Consider the following 21,039-nt stretch of genomic DNA (forward strand, 5'->3'; position numbering starts at 1 on the left):
CGCCGCCAAACGCGCGCTCTGGCAACAGATGTGTAACCATGACAGCCATCTCTTTTCTCACCCCTGACGACCGGGCGCAGGCCTTTGCCATTGAGTGTCGTAGTCACGCCTTTCCCTGGAGTGAACAGACGTTTGCCCGTAACCAGGGCGAACGCTTTCTCAATCTGCGACTCGACGTTGAGGGTCAAATGGCCGGCTTCGCCATCACTCAGGTGGTACTGGATGAAGCTTCGCTGTTCAACATTGCGGTCGATCCCGCCTGGCAGCGCCGGGGATTTGGCCGTCAATTGTTACAGCATCTGATTGATGAACTGATTAAACGCGACGTGCTGACGCTGTGGCTGGAAGTGCGGGCCTCAAATCTGCCAGCGATTGCGCTCTATCAGCAGCTGGAATTTAACCAGGTCAGCCGTCGTCCCAATTATTATCCCACCGTCAGCGGTCGTGAAGACGCCATCATCATGGCGCTGACGCTGTAGCGGTGTTAAGGAGCTTTGATGTTAGATAACTGGGATTGCATCCTGTTTGATGCTGACGATACCCTTTTTCATTTCGATGCTTACGCCGGTTTACAGCGGCTGTTTGCCGGCTACGACGTGCAGTTTTCCGACCAGGACTACGCCGACTATCAGGCGATTAACAAGCCGCTGTGGGTCGATTATCAGAACGGCGCCATCTCGGCGCTGCAGCTGCAGACCCAGCGCTTTAATCACTGGAGCGAAAAGCTCAGCGTGGCGCCGGAGATCCTCAACAGCGGCTTTCTCACAGCGATGGGCGAGATCTGCACGCCGCTGCCGGGCGCGGTCAGCCTGATGAACCGGCTGCATGGCCGGGTGAAGATGGGCATCATCACCAACGGTTTTACCGCGCTGCAGCAGACGCGGCTGGAACGCACCGGTTTTCGTGACTACTTCTCGGCGCTGGTGATCTCGGAACAGGTGGGCGTGCCGAAACCGGCCGCAGAGATCTTTGATTATGCGCTGAAGCAGATGGGCACCCCGGATCGTCAGCGGGTGCTGATGGTGGGCGATACGCCGGAATCGGATATTCTCGGTGGAATGAATGCTGGTCTGAAAACCTGCTGGCTCGATCACGGTACCCGTCCACTGCCGGAACATATTCATCCGACCTGGCAGGTCAAATCGCTAAGCGAACTGGAAGCCCTGCTGGCTGGTTAATGCGGGATGCCTCGCAAAGCCACACGCTGATAGCTAAAAAGGCCCGTCTGACGGGCCTTTTCAGTTGTATCATCGCGCTGCGGGACAACAGACGAGGCGCTACTCTTTTTTCTCATCTTCCTCATCGCGATCTTCTTTCACCGGCGTACTGGCGGTGAGCAGAAACGGCGACTGCTGCCAGCGGGTACGGCGATGGCGCAGCAGGGTGCGGGAGAGGATAATGCCGATCGCCAGCGCCAGCAGCATCATCAGGCGCAGAATATTGGTGGTGTTATCCACCTGACGCGATTCGGTGACCAGCACGTGGGTATCGAGCGTGACGCGTAAAAAGCCGAGCGGGCCATCGTTACCGGCCAGCGGCTGGACAATCTGATGATTGAAATAGCTGCCGGCGCGTTTGCCGTCCAGCGCCAGCCGGTCGCGCACATTGATATTTTCACCGCTGTGCGCCACTAAGCTGCCGTCGCCGTCATACACCGAGGCATCAAGGATGCGGCTGTTGGCGGTCATCTGATTAAGAATGGCTTCAATCTGGTTGCGGTTATTTTCGCTGTTATCCATCAATGGCTTCAGGCTGAACGCCACCTGATTGGTCAGGGTATGCGCCAGCTCCTCGACCTGTTCGGAACGCGCCATTTGATGGCCGAGACTGAACCAGGAGGCGCCCTGCATCAGGACCACCAGCAGCGCCATTGAGATCAGCACAATCACCGTGCGATGTAAGCGAAATTTTAGTGCGGTTTTAGCCATCAATAATCCGTGTCACGTCACAACAGAAAGCCTGGAGATTATGTTGCCAGAAGCGGCGCAGACAAGGTAGCCTCTTGCGTGGTTTTGTTGTCCCTACAGGAGCTGTGATGCCAAATCGTTTAACCTGGTGCGATCTGCCCGCCGATGTCTCTCTCTGGCCGGGTTTGCCCCTTTCCCTTAGCGGTGATGAAGTGATGCCGCTGGATTATCGCGCTGGCCGGACTGGCTGGCTACTGTATGGCCGCGGGCTGGATAAGCAACGGCTGACCGACTACCAGCACCAGCTGGGCGCCGCGATGGTGATCGTCAGCGCCTGGAACGTTGATGAGTATCAGGTGATTCGCCTGGCGGGCTCACTGACGCCGTTCGCCAGCAAACTGGCGCATGACGCCGGACTGGACGTGGCACCGCTGGGTAAAATTCCGCACCTGAAGACGCCGGGCCTGTTGCTGATGGATATGGACTCGACCGCCATTCAAATCGAGTGTATCGACGAGATTGCAAAACTGGCCGGTAGCGGCGAGCGGGTGGCAGACGTCACCGAACGGGCGATGCGTGGCGAGCTCGACTTCACCGCCAGCCTGCGTGAACGGGTGGCGACCTTGCACGGGGCCGATGCTAATATTCTGAAGCAGGTGCGCGATGCGCTGCCACTGATGCCGGGCCTGACCACGCTGACGCAAAAACTGCAGGCGCTGGGCTGGCAGGTGGCGATTGCCTCGGGCGGCTTTACCTATTACGCCGAATACCTGCGCGATAAGCTGCATCTGTCAGCGGTGGTGGCCAATGAACTGGAAATTCGCGACGGCAAACTGACCGGCAACCTGCTGGGACCGATTGTCGACGCACAATACAAAGCCGACACGCTGAAAAAACTGGCGCAGCGTTTTGACATCGCGCCGGAACAGACCGTGGCGGTCGGCGATGGGGCCAATGACCTGCTGATGATTAAAGCCTCAGCGCTGGGCATTGCCTACCATGCGAAACCTAAGGTGAATGAGCAGACTGCGGTCACCATTCGCCATGCCGATTTGATGGGGGTGTTCTGCATCCTCACCGGCAGTTTGATCCACGAAGAGCGTTAACAGAGGTATTGATTTGGCCAAAGTGGCAAAACGCGCATTTGTCTGTAACGAATGCGGCGCAGACTATCCACGCTGGCAGGGGCAGTGCAGCGCCTGTCACGCGTGGAATACCATCACCGAGGTGCGGATTGCCGCCTCGCCTGCTGCGGCGCGTAACGAGCGTCTGAGCGGCTATGCAGGCAGCGCCGGTACCAGTCGGGTACAGAAGCTGTCCGAAATCAGTCTGGAGGCGTTACCGCGCTTCTCGACCAGCTTTAAAGAGTTTGACCGGGTGCTCGGTGGCGGCGTGGTGCCGGGCAGCGCCATTCTGATCGGCGGCAGTCCGGGTGCCGGTAAATCGACGCTGCTGCTGCAGGTGATGTGCCGCTTGTCGGAAGGAATGAAAACCCTTTACGTCACCGGGGAAGAGTCGCTGCAACAGGTCGCGATGCGCGCCCATCGTCTGGGGTTACCGACCGAAAACGTCAATATGCTGTCGGAAACCAGCATCGAGCAGATCTGCCTGATCGCCGAGCAGGAGCAGCCGCAGCTGATGGTGATCGACTCGATCCAGGTGATGCATATGGCGGAGATCCAGTCTTCGCCGGGCAGCGTGGCGCAGGTGCGTGAAACCGCTGCCTACCTGACGCGCTTCGCCAAAACGCGCGGCGTGGCAATCATCATGGTCGGCCACGTGACGAAAGATGGTTCGCTGGCCGGTCCTAAAGTGCTGGAACACTGTATCGACTGTTCAGTGCTGCTGGATGGTGATGCCGATTCCCGTTTCCGCACTCTGCGCAGCCACAAGAACCGGTTTGGCGCGGTAAACGAATTAGGTGTTTTCGCCATGACCGAGCAGGGGATGCGTGAAGTCAGCAACCCGTCGGCCATCTTCCTGTCGCGCGGCGAAGAGGTGACTTCCGGCAGCTCGGTCATGGTGCTGTGGGAAGGGACCCGTCCGCTGCTGGTGGAGATTCAGGCGCTGGTGGACCATTCGATGATGGGTAATCCGCGTCGCGTGGCGGTGGGTCTGGAACAGAACCGCCTGGCGATCCTGCTGGCGGTGCTGCACCGTCATGGCGGGCTACAGATGGCGGACCAGGATGTGTTCGTCAACGTGGTCGGTGGGGTCAAGGTGACGGAAACCAGCGCCGATCTGGCGCTGATGCTGTCGATGGTATCGAGCCTGCGCGATCGTCCGCTGCCGCAGGATCTGGTGATTTTCGGCGAAGTGGGGCTGGCGGGCGAAATCCGTCCGGTGCCCAGCGGTCAGGAACGTATCTCCGAAGCGGCAAAGCATGGCTTTAAACGGGCCATTGTGCCGGCTGGCAATGCACCGAAAAAACCGATCGACGGAATGCAGGTTTTCAGCGCGAAGAAGCTGGCCGACGCGCTGGCGATTCTGGACGACCTGTAATGCGCCAGGCGTCCGCTGATGGCGTGCCGTCAGCGGACGAGGGGGCGTCGTTCAACCTTAACCGCATTCACGCAGGAGGCACGACATGTCGTCGTTTGATTATCTGAAAACGGCCATTCGCCAGCAGGGCCACACGCTGCAACAGGTCGCTGATGCCAGCGGCATGACCAAAGGCTATCTCAGCCAGTTGCTCAATGCCAAAATCAAAAGCCCCAGCGCGCAAAAGCTGGAAGCGCTGCACCGCTTTCTCGGGCTGGAATTTCCGCGCCGTGATAAAACGGTCGGCGTGGTGTTCGGTAAGTTTTATCCGCTGCACACCGGCCATATCTATCTGATCCAGCGCGCCTGCAGTCAGGTGGATGAACTGCATATCATCATGGGCTATGACGAACCGCGCGATCGTGAGCTGTTTGATAACAGCGCCATGTCGCAGCAGCCGACGGTCAGCGACCGGCTGCGCTGGCTGCTGCAAACCTTCAAGTATCAGAAAAACATCCGCATCCACGCCTTCAATGAAGAGGGAATAGAGCCCTATCCGCACGGCTGGGATGTCTGGAGTGAAGGCGTCAGCGGCTTCCTGAACGAGCATGGCATCACCCCGGATTGCATTTATACCAGTGAAGCGCCCGATGCGGAGATGTATCAGCAGCATCTGGGGATTCAGACGATACTGGTCGATCCCAACCGATCTTTTATGAGCATCAGCGGCGCACAGATTCGCCAGGATCCGTTCCGTTTCTGGGAATACATTCCGACCGAAGTAAAACCGTTTTTCGTGCGTACCGTGGCGATCCTGGGCGGCGAATCGAGTGGTAAATCGACGCTGGTGAATAAGCTCGCCAATATTTTCAACACCACCAGTGCCTGGGAATATGGCCGCGACTATGTCTTTTCGCATCTTGGCGGTGACGAAATGGCGCTGCAATATTCTGACTACGACAAAATTGCACTGGGGCAGGCGCAGTACATCGACTTCGCGGTCAAATATGCCAACAAGGTAGCGTTTATCGACACCGATTTTGTCACCACTCAGGCGTTCTGTCTGAAGTACGAAGGGCGCGAACATCCCTTTGTTCAGGCGCTGATCGACGAATATCGCTTTGATTTGGTGATTTTGCTGGAAAATAACGTGCCGTGGGTAGCAGATGGATTGCGCAGTCTCGGCAGTTCAGTTGACCGTCGTGAATTTCAGTCGATGCTGGTGACAATGCTGCGTGAAAACAATATCGATTTCGTTCATGTGCGTGAAGATGATTATGACACCCGTTTCCTGCGCTGCATTGAAGTGGTGAAAGGGATGCTGGGCGAGAAGAACGCCCAACCCTGATGCGACAAGGGGACCGCGGCGGGTCCCCTGCTGAATTAATAAACCATCACCACTTTGCCACGCATGTGGCCTTCCAGCACCCGCTGATGGGCCGCTTTCAGCGTCTCAACGCTTAATCCCTGCAGCGTCTCGCTCAGGGTGGTTTGCAGCTTACCTTCATCCAGTAAGGCCGCAACAGCATCCAGAATTTCACCCTGACGCGCCATGTCTGGCGTGTTAAACATGCTGCGGGTATACATCAGCTCAAAGTGCAGTGCTGCGCTTTTCAGCTTCAGCTGATCCATCGACAGCGGATGCTCATTCTCTACGATGGTGCAGATGTGACCCTGCGGCGCGATCAGTTTCGCCATGGTCTCCCAGTGACCGTCGGTATCGTTGAGGCAGAAGATATAATCGACCTGCTTGATCCCCTGTTTCTCCAGTTCACCCGGCATATCTTTATAGTTAATCACCAGATCGGCACCGCGATCGCGGCACCATTGCGCCGAATCCTCACGGGAGGCGGTGGCAATGACTTTCACCTTGCTGTGCAGCTTCGCCAGCGGGATCGCCAGCGATCCGACACCGCCAGCGCCACCGACGATCAGCAGCGTTTGATCTTCGCGGGCAGCGGTCAGATTCAGCCGCTCAAACAGTCCTTCCCAGGCGGTCAGCGCCGTCAGTGGGATCGCCGCCGACTGCGCCCAGTCGAGGCTCTTCGGCTTGTGGCCGGTAATACGTGCATCGATCAGCTGTTCGGTGCTGTTACTGCCGGGTCGGGTCAGATCGCCAGCATAGTAGACTTCATCGCCCGGCTTAAAGTTGCTGACTTTGCTGCCGGCTTCCAGTACCACGCCGCTGGCGTCCCAGCCGAGAATACGCGGCACCTGCAGCCCGTTTTTGATCGCGCCTTTGTGAACCTTGGTATCAACCGGATTCACCGAGGCGGCTTTAACTTCAACCCGCAGGTCATACTCACCTGGCGTCGGGGTTTCAGGAAAGATTTCAATAAAGTTCTCAGGACTCTCTGGATTAACAGCAATAGCGCGAATAGACATAGTGGATCTCCTGTGTAGTTACGCTAAGTGTAGAACCTGGATTTAGCGGTGATAAGATGGACAATCTTTCATAGAGTGTTCGTCTGAGGTGAACAATGGCGTTTCGTCAGTGGCAGGATATGGCGCTTTTTGCGCTGGTGGCAGAGTGCGGCAGTTTTACCGCTGCGGCGGAGCGCGCGGGATTGCCAAAGTCGAGCGTCAGCCAGCGCATCAGCCAGCTGGAGCAGCGGCTCGGCATCCGGCTGCTGAACCGCACCACCCGCCAGCTCAATCTGACTTTTGCTGGTGAGCGCTATCTGCTGCATTGTCAGGAGATGATGCAGGCCAGCGAACGCGCGGACCAGGCGATCGCCAGCCTGCGTGAAAATCCCAGCGGGCGTCTGCGCATCACCAGCCCGGCCGGCATTGGCGCCACGCTGCTGGCGCGCTGCAATGCGGCGTTTTTACAGCTTTATCCCGATGTAACGCTGGATGTTTCGATCTCAGATGATATGCGTGATCTGGTGCAGGAGGGGTTTGATGTGGCGCTGCGCACCGGTCAGCCGCAGGAGTCGTCGCTGATAGGTCGTCGGGTTGGCTATTGCCAGCGACGGCTGGTGGCCTCGCAACACTATCTTGATCGGCATCTGCCGCTGGTGCATCCGCAACAGCTGGCTGCGCATCGCTGCATCGCCCATCGTGCCTGGAACAAATGGGTATTACAGCGTGACGACGAGTATTATCGCTGGCTGCTGCCGCCCGGCCATCTGACCGATAATTTAATCTACGCCCGTGAATCTGCGCTGGCAGATGCCGGCATTACGCTGCTGCCGCATTTTCTCACCGATGGTGCGATGGCGGACCCGCGTCTGGTGCCGGTGCTGCCGGACTGGCAGATGGAAGGGAATGAACTGTGGCTGGTCTATCCGGGACGTAAACTCAACTCTCCGGCGCTGGCGCGCTTTGTTGAGTTCGCGCTGCAATCCCCGGTGTTCAGGGATTTTTATCGCTGACTTTTATATAACAGGAATTACATTAACTTATAAGTTTGATACCTGTAGCAGAAAATTATATTTCATTAAATATGATGATGTTTCCTGTGGTTCTCAGAGGAAGAGGATTTTTATGAAAGCTCAAAATTTAAAGACTGCATGTATCAAAACCTTATCAAAAAGTGAGCTTTACGATCAGCGAGAGTTTAATGGCGTAACGGCTCTTAAAAATATTCTGGGTGATGAAAATAGGGTGATTGAAACTACTTTTATCCTTAGGGGCAGTAATGTCAGCTGCAATGCATCCGTTACCTGGTATGATGCCAGAGAGTCACATGAAACTCGTTCCGAGTTCCGACTTTACTATGAAAGCAATCCGATAACAGAACTGGCGGTTCCCGGAGATAATATTGTGATTGGTTTTGATAAAAAGAATATATTCACCTGCATTTTATTTAAAACAAATGATGAGGAGCATCAAGGGCTTATTGAACAATGGACTCAGATTTATTAACTTAATAAAAAAGGGAAGCACTCGCTTCCCTTTTTAACATCAATCACGCTGCGATTACTTAATCATACGCTTGTACTTGATACGCTTCGGCTCCAGCGCTTCGGCACCGAGGGTGCGCTTCTTGTACTCTTCGTATTCGGTAAAGTTACCTTCGAAGAATTCGATGTTGCCTTCATCCTGATAGTCCAGGATATGGGTCGCGATACGGTCCAGGAACCAGCGGTCATGCGAGATCACCATCGCGCAACCCGGGAACTCCAGCAGGGCGTTTTCCAGCGCGCGCAGGGTTTCAATATCCAGGTCGTTGGTGGGTTCATCGAGCAGCAGCATGTTGCCGCCGACCTGCAGCAGCTTGGCGAGGTGCAGACGACCGCGCTCACCGCCCGACAGTTCACCGACACGTTTGCCCTGATCGACGCCTTTGAAGTTAAAGCGGCCAACATAGGCGCGGCTTGGCATTTCGGTGTTGCCGATACGCATGATGTCCTGACCGCCGGAGACCTCTTCCCACACGGTTTTGGAATTGTCCATGCTGTCACGGAACTGATCGACTGACGCCAGCTTGACGGTGTCGCCGAGCACGATGCTGCCGGAATCAGGCTGTTCCTGACCGGACATCATGCGGAACAGTGTCGATTTACCGGCGCCGTTCGGACCGATGATACCGACAATCGCCCCTTTCGGTACCGAGAAAGAAAGATCGTCGATCAGCACGCGGTCACCGTACGATTTACGCAGGTTGCTGACTTCCAGCACTTTGTCACCCAGACGCGGGCCAGGCGGAATAAACAGTTCGTTGGTTTCGTTACGCTTCTGGTATTCGGTGTTGTTCAGCTCTTCGAAGCGCGCCAGACGGGCTTTACCCTTGGACTGACGGCCTTTAGTGCCCTGACGAACCCACTCCAGCTCTTTCTCAATCGACTTGCGGCGGGCCGCTTCAGAAGAGGCTTCCTGCGCCAGACGCGCATCTTTCTGCTCCAGCCAGGAAGAGTAGTTGCCTTCCCACGGGATGCCTTCGCCGCGGTCCAGTTCCAGAATCCAGCCTGCCACGTTGTCAAGGAAGTAACGGTCGTGGGTAATTGCCACGACGGTGCCTTCGAAGTCGTGCAGGAAGCGTTCCAGCCAGGCGACAGATTCAGCATCCAGGTGGTTGGTAGGTTCGTCGAGCAGCAGCATGTCTGGCTTTTCCAGCAGCAGACGGCAGAGCGCGACGCGGCGACGTTCACCACCGGAGAGCGTGGCGACTTTCGCTTCCCAGTCAGGCAGACGCAATGCATCCGCAGCACGCTCCAGCTGAGTATTCAGATTGTGACCGTCGTGTGCCTGGATGATCTCTTCCAGACGGCCCTGCTCAGCGGCCAGTTTGTCAAAGTCCGCGCCCTCTTCGGCATACAGCGCGTAGACTTCGTCGAGACGTTTTAACGCGCCAACCACTTCAGACAGCGCCTCTTCAACCGACTCGCGCACGGTGTGTTCCAGGTTGAGCTGCGGCTCCTGCGGCAGGTAGCCAATTTTAATGCCTGGCTGCGGGCGCGCTTCCCCTTCGATATCTTTATCGATACCGGCCATGATGCGCAGCAGGGTAGATTTACCCGCGCCGTTCAGGCCGAGGACGCCGATTTTGGCGCCAGGGAAGAAGCTAAGTGAGATGTTCTTCAGGATGTGTCGCTTCGGTGGAACCACTTTGCCGACGCGGTGCATGCTATAGACGAATTGAGCCACGTTGTATTGAGCCTCTGGGTCTGTTGGTCATTTGGATGATGTCGAAGTTTAGCCTTTTTCACCGTCTAATCACAGCCGGGGCGCGGCGAATATTCCGATGCGTGCCGCAGTTCGGGATAACTGTTTGATTTCCGCGCAACCCCGGCACTATGCTGCTTTTTTGCCTTAAAAACCGGGAGAGTGATGATGAGAGTATTGATCGCAGCGGATGAACACGCCTGGGGCGGATTGATTCCGTCTATTCGTCAGCGGCTGCCGGACGTGGAGTTTGTCGCCTCGGCAGGCCACGCCGCCGAAAGCCTTGCCGGCTTCGATGCGCTGATCCCCGGCATGTGCAAAGTGGATGCGGCGCTGCTGGCGACAGCCGATCGGTTAGCTCTGATCCAGCAGGCAGGCACCGGGCTGGAGGGGATCGACATCGCTGCGGCAAAACAGCGCGGCATCATGGTTGCCAATGTGCCGTCCGACAGCTCAGGCAATGCCGATTCGGTGGCGGAACTGGGCATCTGGATGATGATTGGTCTGGCGCGTCGTTATCACGAAATCGCCGATTGCCTGGCGCAGCAGCAGCTGGGACAGCCGGTCGGCCTGGGATTGAAGGGCAAAACGGTCGGGCTGGTCGGCCTGGGCGGCATCGGCAAAGCGCTGGCGGCGCGGCTCAGACCCTTTGGCATGCGGATGATCGGCGTCAGACGTGAAGCCGATCCGGCCTTTGCTTACCAGCACGGTCTGGCGTGGCTGGGCGATATGACACAACTGCCGCAGCTGTTGCAGCAGGCCGATTTTGTGGTGCTTAGCCTGCCGGATAATCCGCAGACCCACCAGATTATTGACGCGGCAGCGCTGGCGCAGATGAAACCGCAGAGCTTTCTGATCAACCTTGGGCGCGGTGGATTAATCGACAAAACGGCCTTTCTCAACGCGCTGAAAAACCAGGCGCTGGCCGGTGCCGGGCTGGATGTTTTCTGGCAGGAGCCGCCCGATCCGCAGGATGAGGTGTTTCGCTATAACGTTATCGCCACGCCGCACATTGGCGGTGTTACCGATATCTCTCTGGCGGGCAACCTGACCGGGGTGTGTGACAATCTGCGCCGCCTGCGTGACGGCGAAGCGGTAGCAAACCGCTGGGCGTAAACTTACGGCAGGCGCAGCGGAATCGCCTGTTGCGCCAGCCAGTTTTGCAGTGCCTGATCGGGCGCGCTGTCACTGACCAGCAGATCAAAGCGGCGCAGTTCGGCGATGCGGGCAGGCAGCACCTTGCCATATTTACTGCTGTCAGCCACCAGAATGCACTGGCGCGCCCGGCGCATTGCGTGGTGCTTCATCGCCAGTTCATTGGTGTTGTAGCAGGTCGCGCCCTGATCTTTATCGATCCCGGCCGCCGAGATAAAGGCCAGAGTCGGACAGAGATCGTCGAGGATCGAATGGGCACCGATCGGCGTAAACAGCGCATTGTCGGCATGAAATTCGCCGCCACTGAGGATCACGTTACAGGCTGGCTTCTCTTTTAACGCCAGGAAGGTGTTCATGGCGCAGCAGATCGCGGTAAATGGCAGCGCGTCAGGAATGGCATCGACGATATAGGGCAGGGTGGTGCCGCAGTCAAAAAACACCGTGTCATTTTCACCGATCAGACTGGCGGCCGTTTGTGCCAGCCGCTGTTTTCTGGCGGCATTCTGACCGTGCTGGTCGGTGACAAAATAGTGACCGGCATGGCTTTTCGGATCGCTGACGATGTAGCCGCCCAGCAGCACTACGCTGGAGGCCGGCTCGGTCAGATCGCGGCGGATGGTCATCTCTGATACGCCAAGCAGCTGCGCCGCGTCTTTCAGATGCAGTTTATCGGTGCGTTTAAGCGCCTGAGCCAGCTTATGAATACGTTCGTCGCGCCGGGTTTCCATGGTCATCTCTGTCTGTTGAGTATCCTGCTGGGCTGATTGAGGGGCCGGAAACCGGCGTAATCATCGCGACAAACCTCACAGATTTTAAGGGGTTGCGTCCTCTCCGCCAGGCTGATTTTCAATCTTACCTGCAATTGCTAAACCCCGCAAACCTCACGCGACACCGTCCGGTGGTGGCATCACTGCGGTCAGGCCGCGGCCCTTGCTGCGGTCTGCTCTGATGTCTGATTGTTACAATCGTAACACGATAACCGGCCTTTTATCGGCGCAAATCGGGTTATATGCCGCTTCAGGATGTGGTTTTTATCACATATTTAACCTTTCAGAATTGTTATTGTTAATTTTATAACATTTGAAGGTTAAAAAACATCCGGGAGAAAACAGTCATGGATATCGCGGTCATCGGCTCAAATATGGTCGACCTGATTACCTATACCAACAGCCTGCCAAAAGCGGGCGAAACCCTTGAAGCGCCAGATTTTGCCCTTGGCTGTGGTGGCAAAGGGGCTAACCAGGCGGTTGCTGCCGCCCGAATGGGCGCTAAAGTGATGATGGTCAGCAAAGTGGGCGACGATCTGTTTGCGCCCAACACCGTTGCTAATCTGCAACAGCAGGGCGTGGATACCCGCTTCGTCACCACGGCGGCGGGTACCTCCAGCGGCGTCGCGCCGATTTTTGTCGATGATCAGTCACAGAACCGCATCCTGATTATTAAAGGCGCCAACCAGCAGCTGAAGCCGGCCGATATCGACGATGCCGCTGAGGCGCTGAAAGCCTGCCAGCTGATCATCCTGCAGCTGGAGATCCCGCTGGAAACGGTCTATTACGCCATCGATTTCGCCCGTCAGCATCAGATCAAAGTGATCCTCAATCCTGCGCCAGCGGTAGCCGATCTCAATATCCACTACGCCTGCAAGTGTGACTTCTTTATGCCTAACGAAACCGAGCTGGAGATCCTCACCGGCCTGCCGGTGGCCAGCGATGAAGAGGTGATCCTCGCCGGGCAGTCGCTGTTAAAGCGCGGGCTGAAAAACCTGATTATCACACTCGGCAGTCGCGGCTCGGTATGGATGAGTGGCGATAGGGTGCATCGGGTGGCGGCGACACCGGTTCAGGCCGTCGACACCAGCGGGGCCGGCGATGCCTTTATTGGTTGTTTTGCTCACCTGCTGGTTAAACCGGCGACATCGCGACCGCCATGACGCAGGCATCGGCCTATGCCGCCTGCAGCGTCACCGGACGCGGCACCCAGCGCGCCTATCCCGACTCAGAGAGTTTTCAGCGCTTTCTTAACCTTCACTGAGGTCACGCTATGCAACAGAAAATTGTTCAGCAATCTGATGGCTATCTGAACCGAACGCCGCGTTTTCAGTTCATCCTGCTGTCGTGCCTGTTTCCGCTGTGGGGCTGCGCCGCCAGCCTCAACGATATCCTGATTACCCAGTTCAAAAGCGTGTTCGCGTTAAGCGACTTTGCCAGCGCGCTGGTCCAGAGTGCCTTTTACGGCGGCTATTTTCTGATTGCGATCCCGGCGTCACTGGTGATCCGACAAACCAGCTACAAGCTGGCGATCCTGACCGGGCTGGCGCTCTACATCCTCGGCTGCGTGGCGTTTTATCCCGCCTCGCACATGGCGACCTATACCATGTTTCTCGCAGCGATTTTTGCTATCGCCATCGGGCTGAGCTTTCTTGAGACCGCCGCCAACACTTACAGCTCAATGATTGGCCACCGCGACCACGCCACGCTGCGGCTCAACATCAGCCAGACTTTCTATCCGATTGGCGCGCTGATGGGCATTGTGCTGGGTAAATATCTGGTATTTCAGGAAGGCGACAGCCTTGAGAGTCAGATGGCGTCCATGACCGCAGAGCAGGCGCACGCGTTCCGCCTGACGATGCTGGAACATACGCTGGAACCCTACAAATATCTGGTGATGGTGTTAGTGGTGGTGATGCTGCTGTTTATGTTCACCCGCTATCCGCGCTGCAAGCCGCAAAGTAATGAATCATCGCTGCCCTCACTGGCGGAGACCTTTCGCTATCTGGCGACCAACCGCCATTTTAAACGCGGCATCGTAACGCAGTTTCTCTATGTCGGGATGCAGGTCGCGGTCTGGTCGTTCACCATTCGTCTGGCGCTGACGCTGGGGGCGACCAATGAACGTCACGCCTCCAACTTTATGATCTACAGCTTCATCTGCTTCTTCATCGGCAAGTTCGTGGCGAATTTCCTGATGACCCGTTTCCGCGCTGAGAAAGTGCTGATCGCCTATTCGGTGCTGGGGGTGCTGACGCTGGCGTATGTGATGCTGGTGCCTGACTTCACCGCTGTTTATGCCGCAGTATTTGTCAGCGTGCTGTTTGGTCCCTGCTAGGCGACCATTTACGCCGGAACCCTGGCGACGGTAGACAATAAATATACTGAAGTGGCTGGCGCATTTATCGTGATGGCAATTGTTGGCGCCGCATTCGTGCCGGCGCTACAGGGGCTGGTCTCTGACCTGGCTGGCTCGATGCAGCTGGCGTTTGGCGTCTCGCTGCTTTGCTTCGCCTGGGTCGGCTTTTACTTCTATGGCGAGCTGCGCCATAAGAAACCGGTGTCCGGCGGTCGTCTGCTGGAGGAGTTACCATGAAAACCCATTTACCGTTACGCCGTGAGCAGTTTCATTTTACTCCTGAGGTGTTGCTGGAGAGCGATGACTTTCGGGTGGAGCTGTTTCGCTACCCGGCGGGGATTGAAGCGGTGCGCATACATAACCGGCGAGGATCGGTGACGGTGCTGCCCTTCTTTGGTCAGATGATCTGGGACGTGCAGTTCGACGATCATAACCTGACCATGGGCAACAGCTTTAAGCAGCCGCTGCCCGGCGATTCGATCATCGACACCTACGGCTGTTTTGCGTTCCACTCGGGATTGCTGGCGAACGGCTGCCCGTCGCCCGAGGACGATCATCCGCTGCATGGCGAAATGCCGTGCGCCCGGATGGACAGTGCGTGGCTGGTGCTGGAGCCGGACAGGCTGTCACTGGAAGGGGAGTGTGAATATATCAAAGGCTTCGGCCATCACTACCTGGCGGCACCCGCCGTCCGCATTCAGGCCGATCGGCCCCGGCTGACGATCGAGATGACGGTGACTAACCTGGCTGGCGCATCGATGCCGCTGCAGTATATGTGTCATCTCAACAGCGCGTGGATCGATCAGGGACGCTTCCGGCAGTCGATCCCGGATCGGGCCTTTCAGCTACGGACCTCGATCCCGGCCCATCTCAAACCGACGCCTGCCTGGCGCGACTACACCGCGCAGCTGGCTGCGGATCCGCAGGCGTTACAGCAACTCGATCAACCGCAGTTGTGCGATCCGGAGATCGTCTTTTTCGCCGACGACCTGCCGCAGTATGGCGATGTGGTGCAGTTTGAGCTGCACGCGCCGGCGGGCTACGCCCTGATGACGCGCTTCTCTACCGCGCAGTTTCCTCACGCCACCCGCTGGCTGCTGCACAACACCGATCAACAGGTCGCGGCCTGTATCCTGCCCGCCACCTGTCGGCCGGAAGGCTTTCTGGCGGCGCAGCAGGCTGGCACCCTAATCACCCTGGCCAGCGGCGAACAACGCCACTTTTCCGTCGAGACCGGTTTGCTGTAAGCGTGATGCGCGGCCTTAAATTGCTACCAGGCCGCGCACGCCTTCGGCTTCCATGCTGTCGCCACGGCCACGCTGCACGATTTCACCGCGCGACATCACCAGATAACTGTCCGCCAGTTCGGCGGCAAAATCATAAAACTGCTCAACCAGCAGGATCGCCATATCCCCACGCTGCGCCAGCTGACGGATCACTGCGCCGATCTCTTTGATCACCGACGGCTGGATCCCTTCGGTAGGCTCATCAAGGATCAACAGCTGTGGGCGGCAAGCCAGCGCCCGGCCGATCGCCAGTTGCTGCTGCTGTCCGCCCGAGAGATCGCCGCCACGGCGTGACTTCATGGCAAACAGCACCGGGAACAGCTGGTAGATCTCGTCCGGGACCTGACGTGCCTGTGACGCCGGAAAGCGGGACAAACCCAGCAGCAGGTTCTCCTCCACCGTCAGCCGCGGAAAAATCTCCCGGCCCTGCGGCACATAGGCGATGCCGGACTGTACCCGCTGGTGCGGTTTACGACCGTTGAGCTTCTGCTGCTGCCAGTGGATCTCGCCCGATTTCGCCGGGATCAAGCCCATCAGGCACTTCAGCAGCGTGGTTTTCCCCACACCGTTGCGGCCCAGCAGGCAGGTGATCTCACCCACTTTCACCTCAAACGACAGGCCGCGCAGAATATGACTGCCGCCATAATATTGATTCAGTTCAGTAACCTGTAACATCTCAGCGCCCCAGATAAACGTCGATCACCTGCTCATTGGCCTGTACGTCGCGCAATGATCCCTCGGCCAGCACCTGTCCCTGATGCAGTACCGTTACGTGGTCGGCAATGGTTTCGACAAAGCCCATATCATGCTCCACCACCATCAGCGAATGCTTACCCGCCAGATCGCGGAACAGCTCGGCGGTGTAGTCCGTTTCAGCGTCGGTCATGCCCGCTGCCGGCTCATCCAGCAGCAGCAGATGCGGCTCCTGCACCAGCAGCATGCCGATCTCCAGAAACTGCTTCTGACCGTGCGACAGCAGGCCCGCGCGGCGCTGCCGTTCAGCGCCGAGCCGCAACAGCCTGAGGACCTCATCAATCCGATCCTGCTGCTCGCCATTGAGTCGGGCGCGCAGACTGGCCCACACCGATTTGTCAGCTTTCAGAGCGATCTCCAGATTCTCAAACACGGTTAACGCTTCAAACACCGTCGGCTTCTGGAACTTACGGCCGATCCCGGCGCGGGCGATCTCCACCGGCGACAGGCGGGTAAGATCGCTGTCCTGATCGTAGATTACCCGGCCGGCGTCGGGCCGCGTCTTGCCGGTGATCACATCCATTAGCGTGGTTTTGCCTGCGCCGTTGGGGCCGATCACGCAGCGCAGTTCGCCGACGCCGATCTGCAATGAGAGATCGGTCAGGGCGCGGAAGCCGTCGAACGAGACGCTGATCTTCTCCAGTTGCAACACCGGATCGCGCTGCGCCCGATGGCGATCCGCCGGATGAGGTTGGGTAAAGAGTGCGTCAGTCATGTTTCCTCCGGCGCAGCAGGCCAATCACGCCGTGCGGCAGAAAGAGCGTCACAAGGATGAACATCAGGCCGAGGAAAAACAGCCAGTATTCCGGAAACGCGACGGTGAAAAAGCTGCGCGCGCCGTTCACGATCGCCGCACCCAGCAGCGGGCCGATCAGCGTACCTCGACCACCCAGCGCCACCCAGATGGCGGCTTCAATTGAGTTGGCTGGCGACATCTCGCCGGGATTAATAATCCGACCTGCGGCACGTAAAGCGCCCCGGCCAGCCCGCACAGCATCGCCGACAGCGTCCAGACAAACAGCTTAAAGCCGCGCGGATCGTAACCGCAAAACATCAGGCGGTTTTCGGCATCGCGCACCGCGGTCAGCACCCGGCCAAACTTGCTGCGCGCCAGCGCGAAGCCGATCGCCAGGCTCAGCAACAGCAATCCTACCGTGGCGATAAACAGGCCGATGCGGGTGCCGGTCGCGCTGACTGAAAAGCCGAGCAGGGTGGTAAAGCCGGTGAAACCGTTGTTGCCGCCAAAGCCGGTTTCATTGCGGAAAAACAGCAGCATACCGGCGTAGGTCAGCGCCTGGGTGATGATGGAGAAGTAAACGCCTTTGATGCGGGAGCGAAAGGCAAAAAAGCCAAATACCAGCGCCAGCAGGCCCGGTGCCAGCACGCTGAGGCAGAGCGCCCAGGCGAAGTGCTCGGTGCCGCTCCAGAACCACGGCAGCTCACGCCACGACAGAAAGGACATAAAGGCCGGCAAGCCTTCGCCCGCCGCCTGACGCATCAGGTACATGCCCATCGCGTAGCCGCCGAGGGCGAAAAAAGAGGCCGTGGCCCAGCGACAGTAATCCGGCGTAGCCCCATACCAGATCCAGCGCCACCGCCACTACCGCATAGCAGAGGATTTTGCCGACCAGCGTCAGGGTATAGGTGGAGATCGCCAGCGGATGACTGGCTGGCAGCAGTGCCAGAAACGGCATCACCAGCAGCGCCAGCGTCACCACCAGGCCGATACTGAGAGTCAGGCGCGGCGCTTTGCGCGCAGCGCGGAGCGTCATGGGTTGCGTCATCAGTCAGTCACCCTTCCTTTCACCGCAAACAGCCCCTGAGGGCGTTTCTGGATAAACAGCACGATAATCACCAGAATCAGGATCTTGCCGAGCACCGCGCCAATCTGCGGTTCCAGCACTTTATTGAGAATGCCGAGGCTGAAGGCGGCGACCACGGTGCCCGCCAGCTGGCCGACGCCGCCCAGCACCACCACCAGAAACGAGTCGATAATGTAGCCCTGGCCGAGTTCCGGTCCGACGTTACCGAGCTGCGACAGCGCCACGCCGCCCAGTCCGGCAATGCCGGAACCCAGGCCAAACGCCAGCATATCAACCCGGCCGGTCGGCACGCCGCAGCAGTCCGCCATGGCGCGGTTCTGCGTCACGGCGCGCACGTTCATGCCAAGACGGGTGCGATTCAGCAGCAGCCAGGTGAGCGCCAGCACAAACACCACAAACAGGATCACCGCGATGCGGTTCCACGGCAGCACCAGGTTAGGCAGCACCTGCAGTCCGCCTGACAGCCATTGCGGATTTGCCACTTCGAGGTTTTGCGCCCCGAACAGCATCCGCACCGCCTGGATCAGCATCAGGCTGATCCCCCAGGTCGCCAGCAGCGTCTCCAGCGGGCGACCGTACAGATGGCGGATCACCGTGCGCTCCAGCGCCATCCCGATAGCGGCCGTCACCATAAACGCTACCGGCAACGCCAGCAGCGGATACCAGGCTAAATAGTGCGGAGCAAACTGCTGAAACAGGCTCTGTACCCACCAGGTGGCATAGGCACCGAGCATCAACATTTCGCCGTGCGCCATATTGATCACGCCAAGCAGACCGTAGGTGATCGCCAGTCCCAGCGCCGCCAGCAGCAATACCGAGCCCAGCGACAGGCCGCTGAACGCCTGGCCCAGCAGATCGCCCCACATCAGGCGTTTCTGGATCTGTTGCAGGCTGTCGGCGGCGGCGGCGCGCACCGTGGCGTCCGGTTCATTCGCTGGCTGGGTTAGGCGTTGCAGACTGGCCTGAGTATTGGGATCGCTGGAGTCACCCAGCAACGTCACCGCCTTGAGCCGCACCATCGGCTGGGCGTCCGCCAGCTGCAGGTTGGCCAGCGCCAGCGCCAGCGCGGCATGTACCCGACTATCTTTTTCGGCCGCCAGTCGCTGCTCAATCAACGGCAGCTGATCGGCCGCGCCATCATTTTGCAGCTGCCGGGCAGCACGCAGCCGCAGATCAGCATCGTCACTCACCAGCTGATGGGCCGCCAGCGCGCCGTTAACCAGCACCCGTAGCCGGTTGTTCATAAACAGTTTTTTCAGATTGCCGTCTGGCTGTGGCCGGGCATCCAGCGGCAGCAGCCGGTTGCCCTGCTGGCTGAACGGCTGTTTATTCTGGTCGATGACCACGCTTTCGGCGTTCAGCGCTTCCAGCAACGGTAACCGGCTGCTGTCTGGCGCGGCGGCCCACTGTTGCAGCAGCGTCGCCTGCTGGCTGCGGCTGGCAGCGGCGAAGTCGGCCGCCGGTCCGGCGCTGGCAAGCAGCGGCATCAGCAGCAGCAGGCTGAAAAGGCAGCGGCAAAGGTTCATAGAGAAGACCTCGTTAAAGGGATAAGCGGCAGACAATCTGCGTTTGTGCCATCCACGCAGCGGGGTGCCGGCCTGCAACGTTGCAGGCCGGCACCTGACGCACTTACTGCGCGGCTTTCATTGGGTGATCAGGTTTCTTGTCATTACCGGCAATGTACGGGCTCCACGGCTGCGCGCGCACTGGCTGATCGGTCTGCCACACCACGTTGAACTGGCCGTTCTCTTCCACTTCGCCAATCATCACCGGCTTATGCAGATGGTGGTTGGTCTGATCCATGGTCAGGGTAAAGCCGTCTGGTGCCTTAAAGGTCTGACCGGCCATCGCCGCCCGCACTTTGTCCACATCAGTGGTGCCCGCTTTTTCTACTGCCTGCGCCCACATATGGATGCCGACATAGGTCGCTTCCATTGGATCGTTGGTCACCACGCTGGCGGCGTTCGGCAGGTTGTGCGCTTTGGCGTAGGCGCGGTAATCAGCGACAAATTTCGCGTTGGTGGGGTTATCGATTGACTCAAAATAGTTCCAGGCGGCTAACTGACCGACCAGGGGTTTGGTATCGATACCGCGCAGCTCCTCTTCGCCCACCGAGAAGGCGACCACCGGAATATCAGTGGCTTTAATCCCCTGATTCGCCAGCTCTTTATAGAAGGGAACGTTAGAGTCACCGTTGATGGTGGAGACCACCGCCGTTTTGCCGCCGGCAGCAAACTTTTTGATGTTGGAGACGATGGTCTGGTAATCGCTGTAACCAAACGGCGTGTAGACCTCTTCGATATCTTTATCCTCTACGCCTTTGCTGTGCAGGAAGGCGCGCAGGATTTTGTTAGTGGTGCGCGGATAGACATAATCGGTGCCGAGCAGGAAGAAGCGTTTTGCGCTGCCGCCATCCTCGCTCATCAGATATTCCACCGCCGGGATCGCCTGCTGGTTAGGCGCGGCGCCGGTGTAGAAGACGTTAGGTGACATCTCTTCGCCTTCATACTGCACCGGATAGAACAGCAGGCCATTCAGCTCCTCAAACACCGGCAGGACCGATTTACGCGATACCGAGGTCCAGCAGCCAAACACCACCGCCGCTTTATCCTGGGTGAGTAACTGTCGCGCCTTCTCGGCAAACAGTGGCCAGTTGGAGGCGGGATCGACCACCACCGGCTCCAGCTTTTTCCCCAGCACGCCGCCTTTGGCATTGATCTCATCAATGGTCATTAGCGCCACATCTTTCAGCGGCGTTTCCGAAATCGCCATGGTCCCGGACAGGGAGTGCATGATGCCGACCTTAATGGTATCAGCCGCCTGCGCACTCCAGGCGAGACCCATGCTGGCAACGGTAGCGGAAAGCGCGAAAGCCTTGAGCAATGAACGTCTTTTCAT

At 58.1% G+C, this 21,039-nt stretch carries 17 protein-coding genes and 3 pseudogenes; 11 read left to right on the top strand and 9 right to left on the bottom strand.

Features of this window, described 5'->3' with window-relative positions; genetic code table 11:
- The first annotated feature begins 38 nt into the window (after positions 1-38).
- Together rimI and yjjG are read left to right on the top strand one after the other, a co-directional pair.
- On the top strand, positions 39-479 hold the full coding sequence (gene rimI, locus HA41_RS00995) for a ribosomal protein S18-alanine N-acetyltransferase (protein WP_094119190.1): 441 nt from the start codon (positions 39-41) through the stop codon (positions 477-479).
- Between the two features lie 18 nt (positions 480-497).
- Entirely contained in the window at positions 498-1,178 is a 681-nt protein-coding gene (gene yjjG / locus HA41_RS01000) for a pyrimidine 5'-nucleotidase (protein WP_094119191.1), read from the top strand.
- Between the two features lie 99 nt (positions 1,179-1,277).
- Here the strand turns inward: yjjG and HA41_RS01005 are convergent, their stop codons facing one another.
- On the bottom strand, positions 1,278-1,928 hold the full coding sequence (locus HA41_RS01005; protein WP_094119192.1) for a YtjB family periplasmic protein: 651 nt from the start codon (positions 1,926-1,928) through the stop codon (positions 1,278-1,280).
- 107 nt (positions 1,929-2,035) lie between these two features.
- Here HA41_RS01005 and serB point away from each other — a divergent pair, with 107 nt between their 5' ends.
- The 3 genes from serB to nadR all read left to right on the top strand — a co-directional run bounded on the left by serB (position 2,036) and on the right by nadR (position 5,736).
- Positions 2,036-3,013 carry a phosphoserine phosphatase gene (gene serB, locus HA41_RS01010; protein WP_094119193.1) on the top strand — a complete coding sequence of 326 codons (978 nt, stop codon included), beginning with the start codon at positions 2,036-2,038 and terminating at the stop codon, positions 3,011-3,013.
- 13 nt (positions 3,014-3,026) lie between these two features.
- The gene (gene radA, locus HA41_RS01015; RefSeq protein WP_094119194.1) at positions 3,027-4,409 is read left to right on the top strand and encodes a DNA repair protein RadA; all 1,383 of its coding nucleotides are present in this window, start codon (positions 3,027-3,029) and stop codon (positions 4,407-4,409) included.
- 85 nt (positions 4,410-4,494) lie between these two features.
- Complete coding sequence (gene nadR, locus HA41_RS01020; RefSeq protein WP_094119195.1) at positions 4,495-5,736, top strand: multifunctional transcriptional regulator/nicotinamide-nucleotide adenylyltransferase/ribosylnicotinamide kinase NadR; 1,242 nt, start codon at positions 4,495-4,497, stop codon at positions 5,734-5,736.
- A gap of 35 nt (positions 5,737-5,771) precedes the next feature.
- Here nadR and HA41_RS01025 read toward each other — a convergent pair whose 3' ends face one another.
- Entirely contained in the window at positions 5,772-6,773 is a 1,002-nt protein-coding gene (locus HA41_RS01025; RefSeq protein ID WP_094119196.1) for a zinc-binding alcohol dehydrogenase family protein, read from the bottom strand.
- Between the two features lie 95 nt (positions 6,774-6,868).
- Between HA41_RS01025 and HA41_RS01030 the strand changes: the two genes are divergently transcribed.
- A complete protein-coding gene (locus HA41_RS01030; RefSeq protein ID WP_094119197.1) occupies positions 6,869-7,765 on the top strand; it encodes a LysR family transcriptional regulator in 897 nt (298 codons plus the stop codon).
- Between the two features lie 112 nt (positions 7,766-7,877).
- Positions 7,878-8,258, top strand: a complete 381-nt coding sequence (locus HA41_RS01035; RefSeq protein ID WP_094119198.1) for a hypothetical protein — start codon at positions 7,878-7,880, stop codon at positions 8,256-8,258.
- Between the two features lie 54 nt (positions 8,259-8,312).
- On the opposite strand, the gene ettA is transcribed toward HA41_RS01035, so the two are convergent.
- Positions 8,313-9,980, bottom strand: a complete 1,668-nt coding sequence (gene ettA / locus HA41_RS01040) for an energy-dependent translational throttle protein EttA (RefSeq protein WP_094119199.1) — start codon at positions 9,978-9,980, stop codon at positions 8,313-8,315.
- A gap of 183 nt (positions 9,981-10,163) precedes the next feature.
- Between ettA and HA41_RS01045 the strand changes: the two genes are divergently transcribed.
- Positions 10,164-11,114, top strand: coding sequence for a 2-hydroxyacid dehydrogenase (locus HA41_RS01045; RefSeq protein ID WP_244175077.1), 951 nt, complete (start codon positions 10,164-10,166; stop codon positions 11,112-11,114).
- 2 nt (positions 11,115-11,116) lie between these two features.
- On the opposite strand, the gene deoR is transcribed toward HA41_RS01045, so the two are convergent.
- Complete coding sequence (deoR, locus tag HA41_RS01050; RefSeq protein WP_094119307.1) at positions 11,117-11,881, bottom strand: DNA-binding transcriptional repressor DeoR; 765 nt, start codon at positions 11,879-11,881, stop codon at positions 11,117-11,119.
- Between the two features lie 386 nt (positions 11,882-12,267).
- On the opposite strand from deoR, the pseudogene rbsK reads away from it, so the two are divergent.
- From rbsK to HA41_RS01065, 3 genes and pseudogenes are all read left to right on the top strand, one after another.
- A pseudogene (rbsK, locus tag HA41_RS01055) lies at positions 12,268-13,184 on the top strand (ribokinase).
- A 9-nt stretch (positions 13,185-13,193) separates the two neighbouring features.
- Positions 13,194-14,516 (top strand): annotated as a pseudogene (fucP, locus tag HA41_RS01060) (L-fucose:H+ symporter permease).
- On the top strand, positions 14,513-15,526 hold the full coding sequence (locus HA41_RS01065) for an aldose 1-epimerase family protein (protein WP_094119201.1): 1,014 nt from the start codon (positions 14,513-14,515) through the stop codon (positions 15,524-15,526). The pseudogene fucP and the gene HA41_RS01065 overlap by 4 nt, the downstream one beginning before the upstream one ends.
- A gap of 15 nt (positions 15,527-15,541) precedes the next feature.
- Here HA41_RS01065 and urtE read toward each other — a convergent pair whose 3' ends face one another.
- The 5 genes and pseudogenes from urtE to urtA all read right to left on the bottom strand — a co-directional run bounded on the left by urtE (position 15,542) and on the right by urtA (position 21,039).
- A complete protein-coding gene (urtE, locus tag HA41_RS01070; protein WP_094119202.1) occupies positions 15,542-16,240 on the bottom strand; it encodes an urea ABC transporter ATP-binding subunit UrtE in 699 nt (232 codons plus the stop codon).
- 1 nt (position 16,241) lies between these two features.
- Positions 16,242-17,033, bottom strand: a complete 792-nt coding sequence (gene urtD / locus HA41_RS01075) for an urea ABC transporter ATP-binding protein UrtD (protein ID WP_094119203.1) — start codon at positions 17,031-17,033, stop codon at positions 16,242-16,244.
- Positions 17,026-18,102 (bottom strand): annotated as a pseudogene (gene urtC / locus HA41_RS01080) (urea ABC transporter permease subunit UrtC). Before urtC ends, urtD begins: the two are co-directional and overlap by 8 nt.
- Positions 18,102-19,667, bottom strand: coding sequence for an urea ABC transporter permease subunit UrtB (urtB, locus tag HA41_RS01085; RefSeq protein WP_094119308.1), 1,566 nt, complete (start codon positions 19,665-19,667; stop codon positions 18,102-18,104). The pseudogene urtC and the gene urtB overlap by 1 nt, the downstream one beginning before the upstream one ends.
- Before the next feature lie 103 nt (positions 19,668-19,770).
- Positions 19,771-21,039, bottom strand: coding sequence for an urea ABC transporter substrate-binding protein (gene urtA / locus HA41_RS01090; protein ID WP_094119204.1), 1,269 nt, complete (start codon positions 21,037-21,039; stop codon positions 19,771-19,773).

The organism is Pantoea conspicua (assembly GCF_002095315.1).
Classification (GTDB): Bacteria; Pseudomonadota; Gammaproteobacteria; order Enterobacterales; family Enterobacteriaceae; genus Pantoea; species Pantoea conspicua.

Excerpts from the sequence above, each read along its gene's own strand:
- rimI (WP_094119190.1), top strand. The coding sequence starts at position 39 with ATGACAGCCATCTCTTTTCTCACCCCTGACGACCGGGCGCAGGCCTTT.
- yjjG (WP_094119191.1), top strand. The coding sequence starts at position 498 with ATGTTAGATAACTGGGATTGCATCCTGTTTGATGCTGACGATACCCTT.
- HA41_RS01005 (WP_094119192.1), bottom strand. The coding sequence starts at position 1,928 with ATGGCTAAAACCGCACTAAAATTTCGCTTACATCGCACGGTGATTGTG.
- serB (WP_094119193.1), top strand. The coding sequence starts at position 2,036 with ATGCCAAATCGTTTAACCTGGTGCGATCTGCCCGCCGATGTCTCTCTC.
- nadR (WP_094119195.1), top strand. The coding sequence starts at position 4,495 with ATGTCGTCGTTTGATTATCTGAAAACGGCCATTCGCCAGCAGGGCCAC.
- HA41_RS01025 (WP_094119196.1), bottom strand. The coding sequence starts at position 6,773 with ATGTCTATTCGCGCTATTGCTGTTAATCCAGAGAGTCCTGAGAACTTT.
- HA41_RS01030 (WP_094119197.1), top strand. The coding sequence starts at position 6,869 with ATGGCGTTTCGTCAGTGGCAGGATATGGCGCTTTTTGCGCTGGTGGCA.
- HA41_RS01035 (WP_094119198.1), top strand. The coding sequence starts at position 7,878 with ATGAAAGCTCAAAATTTAAAGACTGCATGTATCAAAACCTTATCAAAA.
- HA41_RS01045 (WP_244175077.1), top strand. The coding sequence starts at position 10,164 with ATGATGAGAGTATTGATCGCAGCGGATGAACACGCCTGGGGCGGATTG.
- deoR (WP_094119307.1), bottom strand. The coding sequence starts at position 11,881 with ATGGAAACCCGGCGCGACGAACGTATTCATAAGCTGGCTCAGGCGCTT.
- HA41_RS01065 (WP_094119201.1), top strand. The coding sequence starts at position 14,513 with ATGAAAACCCATTTACCGTTACGCCGTGAGCAGTTTCATTTTACTCCT.
- urtE (WP_094119202.1), bottom strand. The coding sequence starts at position 16,240 with ATGTTACAGGTTACTGAACTGAATCAATATTATGGCGGCAGTCATATT.
- urtD (WP_094119203.1), bottom strand. The coding sequence starts at position 17,033 with ATGACTGACGCACTCTTTACCCAACCTCATCCGGCGGATCGCCATCGG.
- urtB (WP_094119308.1), bottom strand. The coding sequence starts at position 19,667 with ATGAACCTTTGCCGCTGCCTTTTCAGCCTGCTGCTGCTGATGCCGCTG.
- urtA (WP_094119204.1), bottom strand. The coding sequence starts at position 21,039 with ATGAAAAGACGTTCATTGCTCAAGGCTTTCGCGCTTTCCGCTACCGTT.